The organism is uncultured Streptococcus sp. (genome assembly GCF_963528215.1).
Classification (GTDB): domain Bacteria; phylum Bacillota; class Bacilli; order Lactobacillales; family Streptococcaceae; genus Streptococcus.
On record NZ_CAURVL010000020.1, the window covers coordinates 1 to 12,620 of the forward strand.

General features: G+C 44.1%; 15 protein-coding genes. 1 reads left to right on the forward strand and 14 read right to left on the reverse strand.

Annotated elements, in window-relative coordinates:
- The 14 genes from nrdD to RWS24_RS08010 form a co-directional block, all read right to left on the reverse strand.
- Window positions 1–640 (reverse strand): anaerobic ribonucleoside-triphosphate reductase (gene nrdD / locus RWS24_RS07945; RefSeq protein ID WP_314366586.1); only part of this gene is annotated, 640 nt, incomplete at its 3' end.
- 221 nt (window positions 641–861) lie between these two features.
- Entirely contained in the window at window positions 862–2,409 is a 1,548-nt protein-coding gene (locus RWS24_RS07950; RefSeq protein WP_314366587.1) for a heme transporter CcmD, read from the reverse strand.
- Window positions 2,410–2,447: 38 nt separating this feature from the next.
- Entirely contained in the window at window positions 2,448–2,588 is a 141-nt protein-coding gene (locus RWS24_RS07955) for a hypothetical protein (RefSeq protein WP_314366588.1), read from the reverse strand.
- Between the two features lie 153 nt (window positions 2,589–2,741).
- On the reverse strand, window positions 2,742–4,277 hold the full coding sequence (gene cls / locus RWS24_RS07960) for a cardiolipin synthase (protein WP_314366589.1): 1,536 nt from the start codon (window positions 4,275–4,277) through the stop codon (window positions 2,742–2,744).
- Between the two features lie 194 nt (window positions 4,278–4,471).
- Entirely contained in the window at window positions 4,472–4,951 is a 480-nt protein-coding gene (locus RWS24_RS07965) for an SP_0198 family lipoprotein (protein WP_111675161.1), read from the reverse strand.
- Window positions 4,952–5,008: 57 nt separating this feature from the next.
- The gene (locus RWS24_RS07970; RefSeq protein ID WP_111675160.1) at window positions 5,009–6,241 is read right to left on the reverse strand and encodes a folylpolyglutamate synthase/dihydrofolate synthase family protein; all 1,233 of its coding nucleotides are present in this window, start codon (window positions 6,239–6,241) and stop codon (window positions 5,009–5,011) included.
- A 181-nt stretch (window positions 6,242–6,422) separates the two neighbouring features.
- Window positions 6,423–6,734 carry a DUF1292 domain-containing protein gene (locus tag RWS24_RS07975; protein WP_002894073.1) on the reverse strand — a complete coding sequence of 104 codons (312 nt, stop codon included), beginning with the start codon at window positions 6,732–6,734 and terminating at the stop codon, window positions 6,423–6,425.
- Between the two features lie 24 nt (window positions 6,735–6,758).
- A complete protein-coding gene (ruvX, locus tag RWS24_RS07980; RefSeq protein ID WP_002899275.1) occupies window positions 6,759–7,178 on the reverse strand; it encodes a Holliday junction resolvase RuvX in 420 nt (139 codons plus the stop codon).
- Complete coding sequence (locus RWS24_RS07985; RefSeq protein WP_002894075.1) at window positions 7,178–7,444, reverse strand: IreB family regulatory phosphoprotein; 267 nt, start codon at window positions 7,442–7,444, stop codon at window positions 7,178–7,180. The genes ruvX and RWS24_RS07985 overlap by 1 nt, the downstream gene beginning before the upstream one ends.
- A 177-nt stretch (window positions 7,445–7,621) precedes the next feature.
- Entirely contained in the window at window positions 7,622–8,164 is a 543-nt protein-coding gene (locus RWS24_RS07990; protein WP_125445522.1) for a hypothetical protein, read from the reverse strand.
- Window positions 8,165–8,269: 105 nt separating this feature from the next.
- Window positions 8,270–8,842 (reverse strand): SP0191 family lipoprotein, encoded by a 573-nt coding sequence (locus tag RWS24_RS07995; protein ID WP_111675158.1) that lies wholly within the window; start codon window positions 8,840–8,842, stop codon window positions 8,270–8,272.
- 134 nt (window positions 8,843–8,976) lie between these two features.
- A complete protein-coding gene (spx, locus tag RWS24_RS08000; RefSeq protein ID WP_002894078.1) occupies window positions 8,977–9,375 on the reverse strand; it encodes a transcriptional regulator Spx in 399 nt (132 codons plus the stop codon).
- An 85-nt stretch (window positions 9,376–9,460) separates the two neighbouring features.
- Window positions 9,461–10,609 (reverse strand): recombinase RecA, encoded by a 1,149-nt coding sequence (recA, locus tag RWS24_RS08005; protein ID WP_125445520.1) that lies wholly within the window; start codon window positions 10,607–10,609, stop codon window positions 9,461–9,463.
- 58 nt (window positions 10,610–10,667) lie between these two features.
- Window positions 10,668–11,924 (reverse strand): competence/damage-inducible protein A, encoded by a 1,257-nt coding sequence (locus RWS24_RS08010; protein ID WP_185776922.1) that lies wholly within the window; start codon window positions 11,922–11,924, stop codon window positions 10,668–10,670.
- Between the two features lie 270 nt (window positions 11,925–12,194).
- Between RWS24_RS08010 and RWS24_RS08015 the strand changes: the two genes are divergently transcribed.
- Complete coding sequence (locus RWS24_RS08015; protein WP_125337580.1) at window positions 12,195–12,605, forward strand: helix-turn-helix domain-containing protein; 411 nt, start codon at window positions 12,195–12,197, stop codon at window positions 12,603–12,605.
- Window positions 12,606–12,620: the final 15 nt, after the last annotated feature.

A 12,620-nucleotide genomic window follows, 5' to 3' on the forward strand; every position in this document is an offset into this window, starting at 1 on the left:
ACTTGGGACTCTCTACTTCTGCATTCCCAATCTTGAAGCCATTTTTCAGCATGCCGTCAAAGTCAATCAGACAGCAGTTCGTCATCGGTGTATAAGGGCTGTAGTCCAAATCATGGTAGTGGATGTCCCCCTTCTGGTGGGCGTTGGCTACATGAGGCGGCAACATCTTAAGCCCAATGGATTTGCCGACAATCCCAGCAGTCAAATCCCGTTGGGTATTGAAAACATCACTGTCTTTATTAGCATTCTCATTGACTACCGTACGATCTTTGTTGAGAAGCTTGTCAATAGTAAAGTTGATGTCTGTCGCTTTTGAGCGCTCAAAATCCCGTTGGGTGCGGTAAGTGATGTAGTTCTCCGCAATGGCGTATTCCTTGGCATTTAAAAGCTCATGCTCAACGATGTTCTGAATCTCATAGATTTTGACATACTTAGCGAAGCGACTGCTAATTTCTGCCACAATGCGGTCTGTGATAGCTTCTAGCTTGGCTTCCAGCATCGGATTCAGCGGACCGACTTCTTGAGCTGCCCGCACCATAGCCTTATAGATCTTTGACACATCAAAAGCCACCCTGCGGCCATCCCTCTTCTCCACATAAATCGCTGGAGCAGTTTCAAACTTCTCTTCCCTTAAAATCATCATGAACACTTCCTTTTCCTGCCCTTAGGACAAATCAAGTCTCTTCAGACCAGATAGTTAGGGAGATATTTCTAGGAATTCTCCGATAGCTCTTCATCCAAAGAACAGTATTTTTTAAATAAGTCGATACAAGTCTCATTATAACACGTTAAAATTAAAAATCAATATGTTGTGGAAAAAAAGTTAATTTTTAACTTTAGACACAACATATTGATTTTTTACTATTTAAGTTGATAAAGCTTGAAATGGTCGAGCTTGAGGTCAGCTTCCTTGTAATTTTGGGAAATTAGCTGCTTCACATCCGACAGCAATTTGACATCATTGTTAACCAAAATATACTTGGGTTGGCTGTTTTCAAGTCCCTTCTGAAGACCTAGACGATTTTCAGCTGTTCCCACATACAAAGTTGGAGTCAAGAGAGAGACAGCTGATAGGCGGCCGCTCTTTTGATACAGACTAGCCGAGGTGTCCCAAGCATAGATAGTATCCCCATCCTTGGTCTTTTCCTTAATATACTGAGCCGCTTCACTTCTTTCAGCAGATACACCCCTGGAAAGGATATACTCATTCACCAAAGGATAGCCAATCAGATAAAAAATGGCTAGGAGCGGCAGAAAGAACTGGCCTGAGAGATAGGAAGTCCACATGGTAGGACGACGGCGATCCTGGCGATGACGCCCTGGTGCTTGCTGCTTGCCTTTATTGAACCACAAAGCAAAAAGAATCATGGCAAAAGGCAGGGCAGGAAGCAATTGATAACTGCCCTGATCTGGCAGGATAAAAGCCGCAAAGACAGTAATGAAGAGCCCTAGCAGACCGATAAAGCGCAAGACGCGCAGGCTGGTTGCTTGTCCCTTTTCTCTTGAAAAGAGATTGATACCCAAAGCAGAAATGAAACCTAGACCGACCGTCAGCAAGCCATAATAAATCAAATTAGAAAGGCTATGACTGCCAATCAAACTGATGGAATCCCAAGCATAGGTCACCTGGCTGATAGCCTGGCCAAAGGTTTGATTGGCAACAGTAAAGTAGCCGATAGGATAAAAAATCACTGAGAAGCCAAAGAGACCAGCTAAAAGCTGATAAAAACCTTGAGCTGCTCGCTTGGTCGCGATATTATAGACTAAAAGCACCAGACCAGTCAAAGAATAAAAGACTAGGCTGAAAACCGGATCAATCATAAAAGCAAGAGCTCCGAAAGCCCCATAAAGAATGAACTTTTCATCCTTGATCGAATCCTGCAGATAGCGCACCAAGAAAGATAGATTCCAAAAAATAAAGGGCAGGACAAAAATACTAGAGTAAAGGCCACCAAATCCAAGGGCAAAAACTAGTAGGTAAAAGAGCAGCAGGAGGCTGCGCGATAAATCCTGTTTAGGCTGTAAGAGCACCAAGGTCTTGTGCAGGAAAAGTCCGGCCAGCCACAGAGCCAGCGTCTGAAAGACCATCCACAAAAGCTGGCCAAAAGCCAGGCTGCTGGTCCAAGCCATCAGATAGTAAAGCAGGCCACTAGTTCCATATATTTGCGAATAAGGCACCTGCCCCTGAGTCATTGCCCAGCCGGCATAGAGGTTCTGGCTTTGTAAATTCGTTGCTAGATTGGTCAAAAAAGGATTGACCACACTCAGCAGGCTGATAGCCAAACTGCACAAGAGGGTCAAAAAATAGGGCGTCGGCTCTGGCTTGATGAATTTTTGCTCAGACCTTTCAGCCCTAGTCAGCTGCTCCTCTGAAACCTCTAAAACTTTTTCTTCCATTGTATCATGCATATAAAATATTCTCCTTGATATCAGTCCCATCTAGTATATCAAATTCCTGTCCTCCTGTCAGCTTTCTCTTGACCCTTCTTCTGAGCATTATAGCTTCTAGCCAGCTCCTCCAATTCTCGAAAACAGCGGTATTCTCTCGTTTCATAAGCAAGCGGCTGGTTAGAAATTTTCTCCATCATCTTAAAAAATTCCTTTATTTTTTACATTCGTAAAAACAAAGCAAAAATGACAAGAACACATCTCAACACGATTAGAAAAAGCACAAGCAAAAAATCTGAGACTTCCGCCTCAGATTTTCTGTATATTGCTGCAGAACTTGCCTACCTCTAGCATTAGAGCATAGGGGCAAAGAGCTGCATGATTTCTTTGATAAAGCGACGATACCAGCTGCTATCGAGATTTTCAGGAAGAATTTCCTCAGAAGCCTCAAAAATTGCTTCAAAATCTTCCTTGATAGCTGGGATACTCTCCGTATGGTACATCAGGACTGCATTTTCATAATGGTGCACCAGACTGCGGTAGTCAAAGTTAATCGTCCCTACCACAGCAAATTCATCATCAGCCACCACATTCTTACTGTGGATAAAACCTGGCGTGTACTCAAAGATCTTAACCCCCGCTTCCATCAGATCCGGGTAGGCTCCGCGGGTAACAATCTGAATCAGCTTCTTATCCGGAATGAAAGGAGTCACGATGCGGACATCCACTCCCCGCATAGCAGCATTCTTAATATCCTCCGTCAGGTCATAGTCAATAATCAGATAAGGCGTAGTAATGTAGACATAGTCCGTAGCCTGACTGATAATATTTTGATAGACTGTTTTGCCAACCTGGCCCTTATAAATGGGCTTAGGCCCGCTGCCATAGGGAATGTAAAGCCCTTTGCCTTCAACAGCTTTATTTTCCAGATGGTACTTATCAAAGTCTGTGATTTCCCCGCGGTTGATATACCAGTTCATGAGAAAGAGCCGCGTCAGAGCCTTGACTGCCCGACCTTCCAAGCGGACACCGCCATCTTTCCAGTGGCCAAAACGGACGATATGATTGATATACTCGTCAGCCAGATTGATGCCGCCAGTATAGCCAATCTGACCGTCAATGACCAAAATCTTGCGGTGGTCACGGTTGTTATAGGATACCGTCATCCGCGGAATCACCTTGTTAAACTTATAAGCCTCGATGCCCATCTTGCGCAGCTTACGCGTATAATCGCCCGGCAAAGTGGCCATGCAGCCAATATCGTCATATAGTAGCTTGACTTCAACGCCCTGCGCAGCTTTTTCGACCAAGATTTCCAGAACACTGTCCCACATCAGACCTTCATCGATGATATAAAATTCCAGAAAAATGAATTTCTCAGCAGCCCGCAGATCCTCCAACATAGCCTCAAACATCTCCTCACCGATGGGAAAATAGCGAGAAGCGGTGCCGTCATAGACATCCGCATTATTGTCCATACTCAGTAATGACTTGATAATGCCGTAGGCCGACTTGTTTTTCTTTTTCAGCTGGACACGAAGATCGTAGCTGTTGTCCTCACGAAATTTCATAGAGTCCATATTTTCCAGCTGGATCATTTCCTTTTTAGACAGCCGCCGCTCGCCAAACATCAGATAGAGCAGGAAGCCAAATACCGGTACCACAGCAATCAGGAGCCAGGTCACCTTACTCTCCGGCGGCATATTGCGGTTGACAATGGCTAAAATGGTCCCAATATACAGGAAAACAATCATGACCACTGACAGCCAGTTGGGTGCAATCTCATTAAAATAGAAAAACGCAACAAAGACAAAGACCAGCTCCAGCAGCATAATAATAATGCTGAAACCGTATTTTGACATTAATAAGCGGAATTTCCTGAAAGTCATACACTCTCCTATCTCATTGCATATATTCTAGTATATCAGTAAAACTGCCTTAAAACAACGTTTATATCAATGCAAATCGTATTTCTGGCTGATGAAAAACCAAGAACAGTATTTGAAGACCGCTATCCTCAAAATTTCACTACAAGATTACAACTGATAAAAGGAAAAGCCCTATTCAAGACAGGGCTCTTTCATCATTGTTTCGTAAAGACCAGTGTGTCATCATCATAAGGCTCTTGGGAAAGATCCTCAATTGTCAGCTGATTGCCCTCAATGCGATAGCGCTTGACATCATCTCCAATGACCATAGTCTGGTTGGTAGCATCAATCTGAACCTGTTCAATTTCCTGATCACCATCCGCTTCGACCTTGGTTAGCTGGCCAGTAGTGCCCGAAATCTGCAAGGTCAGCTGATCGCCTTCATGACTTGTCTGGTAGCTGCCATCCAGCTCACCATTGGCTGCTTGCTCGGAAGAAGACGCTGAAGCAGATGAGCTGTTATTGGCCGCACTTGACGTGCTAGCTACCGACGAAGACTCTGCTGTCTTGCTGGAAGCGACTGACTGAGACTGAGAGGAAGGTGCCGTCTGGTTCTGATTAGAGCCGCAAGCTGCCAAGGCCAAAACAGCCGCAGCAGTTAGACCTAAAAATATTAACTTTTTAGAAATTGCCATAGTATTCTCCTTTTTCTTCTGTCTTTATTGTACCAAAGCAGGACTCTGGCGGTCAATTTATAAACTTGTCAAATAAGCTCTGACTTCCGCAATAAAATAGAGAGAGCCCGTAATGAAAAGCAGCTGATTAGTGTTTTTTCTCTCCTGAAAGTTCTGAATAAGCTGCCTATAATCCTCTATGTATAAGAAGCCTTCCGCTTCTGCTTGACCAAGGGAATCTCCATCAGAAAAGGAAGTAACCGTCAACTGAACATTTGGCAGAGCCTCTCGCAGATAAGACAGCATAGCGCTATAGTCCTTACGCTTGAGAGCACCGAAAAGAAGCAGGCACTCTTTGTCATTCTGGCTCTGGATGAACTCCACTAACCTTTCCAGTGCAGGCAGATTATGGGCCCCATCAAGATAAATACCTGGACTGACTTCTTCCAAACGCCCTGCCCATCGAGTCTCCTGCAAGGCCGTCCGAATCTTAGCAGAATCTATTTCCCAGTCTTGCTGCTGCATGAAGAGTAGGAAAGCCTGCAGAGCCAGCGCTGCATTTTCCTCCTGATAGGCTCCCTTGAGTCCCAGTTCAAGATTGGATAGGGCCATAGTAGAATTAGAAAAAGTCTGATTCGTCAGAGAAAAATCGCGACCATGCTGATAGAGTTCTATTCCTAGCTCCTGAGCTCGCTGCTCACAAACCAATCGTGCCTCTTCTGGCAGCGGCCCGATGACCGCTGGCCGCCCCGGCTTGAAAATCCCTGCCTTTTGATCTGCTATCGCCGTCAAGCTCCTTCCCAGAGTCTCCTGATGGTCCAAGCCCACAGAACTGATGACCGCAATATCTCCCGTAATGACATTAGTCGTGTCTAAGAGTCCGCCGATTCCCACCTCAATCAGGGCTATGTCCACTTCCTGCTCCTTGAAATAGAGAAAGGCAATCAAGGTCAGAATTTCAAAATAGGACAGCTGGTCATGACTTTTGAGCAGTTCTTGCTCCATCTTTTGCACCGCTTGACCCAGACGGATAAAATCAGCTGGAGCAATCGGTTGACCGTTAATACAAATCCGATCGTGAATACTAATCATATGAGGCGAGGTAAAACTCCCTGTCTTGCGACCATGCCCCGCAAACAGCTGACGCATGAAAGCAATAGTAGAGCCTTTGCCATTTGTACCAGTTACATGAATCGTTGGAAAACTCTGCTCAGGATTTCCCAAAAGAGCTACAGCCTGCTGCATCCGCCCTAGACCCGAACGAAAGTTTAGACCAATTCGGCTATTCAGCCATTCTTCAATTTCATTCATTTTTTTACCTAAAAAAGAGCAGCGAAGCAGAACTCAAATCTGAATTGCAACTCGCTCCTCTTTCTAATGTTTATGATACGAGATAGAAAATAGCCAATTCTTAGCTACTTCCTTCATCTGTCAATTTTAGCTAGCTTTTCGCCCACACTTGTCCATTTCTGGAAACGAGGCTAGATCAGTCTTACTCCTCCATAAAACTGTTGAAGACTTCTTCAATCATATCCCATTCAGCATCTGAGTCTTCTGGGATTGGCTGCAGGTCACCTTCTGTGCCATCTTCATTTTCAGTAAAGGAATAAGCTTGAATCTCTACCTCACCGTTCTCATCTTCTTCCGCATTAGCCGGAATCAAAAGAACATAATTCTTGCCAAACTCTTCCTTACCATCAATGGTCAAAAGAATTTCAAATAAAGTTTCGTTCCCCTGCTCGTCAACCAAGGTGATTAATTCACGCTCTTCATGCTCGTGGTCATGGTTATGATCATGTGTCATACTAGTGTCTCCTTCATTTCTTTTCTAAAAATTTCGATCCAGATAATTCTGCAAAATCAGCTGCGCTGCCAGCTTATCAATGACTTTCTTACGCTTGCTGCGGCTAATATCCGCCTGCTCAACCAGCATGCGCTCGGCAGCCACCGTCGTCAGGCGCTCATCCTGATAGTCAACCGGCAGACCAAACAGCTCAGCAATCCGCTGACCATAAGCCTGACTGGCCTCCACTCGAGGCCCGCTGGTATTGTTCATATTCTTAGGCAGGCCAATGACAAACTTATCAACCTTATACTCTTTAACCAGCTCGCCCAAGCGCTCTAGGCCGAATTCGCCCTTATCTTCATGAATCGGAATAATCTCCAGTCCTTGAGCCGTAAAACCAAGAGGATCACTAATGGCAACCCCAACCGTTTTTGAGCCCACATCTAATCCCATAATTCTCATTAGAGATCGACGCCTTGTCCTTTCAAATAATAACGAACCAACTCCTCAACAATCTCATCGCGCTCATATTTGCGGATTTGATTGCGGGCGTTGTTATAGCGAGGTACGTACGCAGGATCACCACTGAGTACGTATCCCACGATTTGATTGATTGGATTGTATCCTTTTTCATTGAGCGACTTGTAGACATCGGTCAAAGTCTCGCTAATTTCCTTTTTATTTGAATCATCGAGATTAAAACGTACTGTTTCATCTGTAAATCCCACAATTACACCCTCTTTCTTTAGAATATCCCTATTATAGCATAATTATAGGCTTTTCACAAATTTAATTCACCCGAATTCTCCTAATTTTTCAATAAGCTTTAGCTAATATTTATCCGAAGTCTGGCTCTGAAATCCAGCAAAAATCCAGCTCTCTTCAGAGAACTGGATGGAAACTTCCTAATTTGAAGACGACACTTCTACACCGTCGCTTCCCTTAAACTTGTTAAGCAATTCTTCCGGACTCAGGGTCTCGATTTGCTCAAATAGCTGCGCGTAGTTTGGAAGCTTTTTGGCGGCTTTGTAGTCTAGATTCTCAGGATCGATAGTCATCTCCAGAGAAATCTCTTCCGCTGTCATATCTGTTTTCAAGTCAAGGCCGGTGATATTCACCGCCTCTTTCAGACCCAGTGCTTCCTCGATCAAAGACAGCATTTCTTTCTTCACAGTGGAAACATCCTGCTTTGACAGAGCTTCCTTGATGTTGTCAGGAATAGCCTTGCTGACATGCAGGATAACCTTCTCATACTTCTGTCCGCTGTAGCTGACTGTTAAGATTCTGGTTTCTTTTCCATGTTCTAATTGCTTCTCAGTTTTATAGGACTTAGTGACAATATCTCCTTTTCCAGCTCCTCCCTGTGAGGATGAACTGTTATTTGACTGCTGACTGCAGGCTGTTAAGATTGCCAAAGCTGCCAGCAAAAAGACAATTAATTTTCTCATGTCTTATCTCCTTCAATATTGAACTGATTTTATCATATCATTATAAAAATGGCGCTGTCAAACTGATTGTCACTCTGTCATTAAAATGTAATAAAAAAGAGCAGCTTATTTCTGCTCTTCTGCTCCATTCATCAGGAGATTGTTGATATATTCTTCTGGCGTCAGCTTGATCATTTCTTTGAGCTTGAGATTTTGAAAATAAGGCATAGACGCTGCTTTTTCAATATCCAAACTCTCAAAGTCATAGGTAGAAGTCATTTTCAGTTCGTTCTCATTCAAAATTGTCACTGAACCGCTGAAGCCTTGAAGTCCACGAGCCTGCACATAGTCTGCATCCTGCTCCAGTGACTCATTGAGCGACTTCTGCGCTTCCTCCAGCCCCATTTGCTTGATGGCTTCTTTCATCTCATCATCAGTCGCAGTCAACCTTTCAACGACCAAGCGTTTGAAATGCTCTCCCTGATAAGTCACTGTCTGGCTCTGCTGGTTTCCTCGTTCATCCTTTGGAAAAACAAGCGTCCGAGTAATCATTTCCTGCTGCTTGGCATTATCAATGATAGGCAGATTATTGCTGATTTCTTTCTTGTCAGCCGCATTCGAATTCGTCTCTGTCTTTTTATGTCCACAGCCTGCTAACAGTGCTACACTCAATCCCAGTCCTACTAAAATTTTCTTCATCTTCCATCCTCCTCAGAGATATTGTATCACAGTTCTGCTCCTTGTCAATCCATCTCGTCGCCAAAGCCTCTGTCAACCCGAACAAAAAGAAGAGCCGAGATTCTCTTCCCGACTCTTTCAGTTATATTCAAAGATTAGAGAGCTGCCCGTAGACGAGCTTCTGCATTTTCAACATTGCGAACAGAACGTGGCAGAAAAGCACGGATATCATCTTCTTTGTAACCAACTTGGAGACGTTTATCATCCACTAAAATGGGACTTTTCAAAATACGCGGGGTCTCCATGATGATGTCAAGAACTTCATTGACACTTAACTCTTCAATGTCAACACCCAAACCTTTAGCATAGCGGTTTTTGGATGAAACAATGCTCGCGATACCATTTTCTGTTTTGGTTAAAATATCCAGAAGTTCCTCTTTGGTGATGCCTTCTTTGCCTAAATTTTGTTCTTTATAAGTTAATTGATGAGCGTTTAGCCAGGTTTTTGCTTTTTTACAACTAGTACAACTTGAGACAGTATAGATTGTGATCATGTAAGTACTCCTTTCGCTACACGATACTAATATCGTAGTCTATTATATCACAAAAACCATCGGTCTTGCGACCTATTTTGCAAAATTACTCTTCAATTTCGATGGCATCTTCCAAATCAAGAGTCACTTCTTCCAGCGTTTCCACAGGACTGTCAGCCTTGCTGCCAACCGCTTCTACCAACTCATCACCTTCAATCAAACCATAGCGTACACGAACCTGGCGGCCAATTTCGTCAAAGACTTCTGGATGATCAGCCAAGTACTTCTTAGCATTTTCAGATCCTTGGCCGATTTTTTCATCATTGTAGGAGTACCAAGCACCAGCTTTTTTGATGATATCCAAATCAGTCGCAATCTTGATCAGCTCACCTGTCTTAGAAATACCTTCTCCGTACATGATTTCCACAAAGGCTTCTTTGAATGGCGGAGCCACCTTATTTTTAACGACCTTGATCTTAGTCTCTTTACCAACATTGGTATCCTTCTCATCACCAGTTCCCTTGATTTGAGTATTACCACGGACATCCAAACGGACAGAAGCATAGAACTTCAGTGCACGACCACCTGGTGTTGTTTCAGGATTACCAAACATAACGCCAACTTTTTCACGCAGCTGGTTAATGAAAATCGCAATTGTCTTCGTTTTGTTGATAGAAGCAGACAGTTTGCGCATAGCCTGGCTCATCATCCGAGCCTGCAAGCCGACATGGCTGTCGCCGATATCGCCATCGATTTCTGCACGTGGTACCAGGGCTGCAACGGAGTCCACAACCACCAAGTCCACCGCACCTGAGTCAATCAGCTTACCGGCAATTTCCAGTCCCTGTTCGCCAGAGTCAGGTTGAGACAGCAGTAACTCATCAATATTAACACCCAGAGCAGCCGCGTATGACGGATCCAAAGCATGCTCAGCATCGATAAAGGCAGCGATACCACCTTCTTTTTGCGCTTGAGCAACTGCGTGAAGAGCAACGGTTGTCTTACCAGAAGACTCTGGTCCGTAAATCTCAATAATCCGTCCCTTAGGATAACCACCGGCACCAAGGGCAATATCCAAGGCCAAAGAGCCAGAACTCATAACTTGAACCTTTTGCTCTGCCCGCTCGCCAAGACGCATAATGGCTCCCTTACCAAAATCCTTTTCAATGTTTTTAAGAGCATTATCCAAGGCTTTTTGGCGCTCATCGCCGAATTTCTTTGAGATTTCGTCTAATTTTTTTTGTTTCTTTGCCATTTATTTCTCCTGTTTTTTCTAAAATGTCTTTTGGCCATCTTCATCATTATACCAAAAATCAGCTATTTAATAAAGTTTTTCGTACTAGGTTGAAGGCGTGCAGAACAGCAATTTTCCGCACATCACGACGACTGCGTCCAGCAATATTGACCTTAATAGTTTCCGTTCCTGAAGCACTAGCTAAACCGATAAAAACGGTCCCTGCAGGATGATCTTCCAGTGAATCTGGGCCTGCCACACCTGTCAAACTGACAGCTAAGTCGCTTTCGGTCAGCTTTCTAGCCTGCTCTGCCATTTTCCCTGCCGTAAAAGCTGAAACAACTCCATGCTCCTCCAAGTCTCCCAACGGAATATCCAGCATCCGGCTCTTTTCCTCCATGCTGTAGGTGACAAAGCCACCTGAAAAAATGGAAGAGGCTCCAGCAAAATCAGCCAAGGTCGCTTGAAAGAGGCCTGCTGTCAGACTCTCCGCCGCCGAAATCGTCTTCCCTTGACTCTTCAGCAACTCAAAAGCCACCTGTGCCAAGGAATTGTCATCCCCGTAACCATAGAAAATCTCTGACAGTGATTGCCCCTCAAAAGTCTTATGTTCCAAAATTTCCTTTTCCACAGCCTCAAACTTGGTGTCAGCTTCTACCTGACTCAGAGCCTTGGTGGACAGTCGTAGGGTAACTTCCCCTGTCTTTGCATAAGGAGCAATGGTGGGGTCACTCTGCTGCTCAATCATCTCTGACAAAATAGTCACTAGCTGACTCTCGCCGATACCAAAGAAACGCAGCACCCGTGAATACAATTTCTGACCTGTGGATAAGAGGGGAACCAGCTCGTTATTGACCATGGGCTTGAGCTCACTAGGCGGGCCAGGCAGGACTACATAGGTCACTCCGTCTGCTTCTAACAATCCTCCGACAGCTAAGCCGGTCGCATTTGACAACGGAGTTGAGCCTTCGACCAGCTGGGCCTGACGCTCATTATTGGGCGTTCGAGCATAATCCGGCCGGCTAGCAAAAAAGCGATCCAGCTTTTCCACAGCCTGAGGATCAAAAATGAGCTCGCGCTCTAAGAATTTAGCCAAGGTTTGCTTGGTCAAATCATCCTCTGTTGGGCCCAAGCCTCCTGTCAGGATAATTAGATTACTGCGTCCTTGAGCAATTTCCAAAACAGAGAGGAGACGATTTTCATTGTCCCCTACTGCTGTCTGAAAATAGACATCAATCCCCAGACTCGCCAGTTTTTCAGATAAAAATTGGGCATTGGTATTGACAATCTGACCGGTCAGAATCTCAGTGCCCACAGCAATAATTTCTGCTTTCATAGAACCTCCTACCTTACTATTCGGAATTGGCTTTATTTTATCACAAAAAATCTTAAAAAAGTTGATTTTCATTTCAGGAAATAAAAAGAGATGTCAAGTTCCTTGACAAACTTGTCAACATGCTGTGGAAAACTTTTAAGAATGACTGGTGTTATGCAGAATAACTGGATTGTTAGGGAAATGCTATTGGCAAATGGTTTCATTATTTTTATAATAAAGATGAAAAAAGGAAATCATCTAAATACTTTTATTTGAAGAAAGGAGATCACCATGAAAATTTCACAAGTTCTCAAAGACATTCGTCAACAAAATCAACTCACTCAGGAGGCCTTGGCAGAAAGGCTCAAGGTTTCCCGCTCTGCCATTGCCCGCTGGGAAAGCGAAAAAGGTATCCCTGATATTGGAAATCTCATCGCTATCAGTCGGGAGTTTGATATCAGTCTGGACACACTCATCAAGGAGGATGAGCGCTTGGAGAAAAAGGTCATCGAAGATAGCAAGGCCAAGAAATGGCATTATTTAGTCATCCTCTACCTTTTTTCCATCTTGGTTTATATTGGTGCCTTCGCTTACTTGCACCATATCTTTATGGCTGGCTTCCTCATCTCCACCCTCTTTATGCTCTTGTATGAACTGCGCATCTTTATCAAGGAAAAGATTTGGAGGCAGAAGGATAACTAAACGAAATTCCTTGGA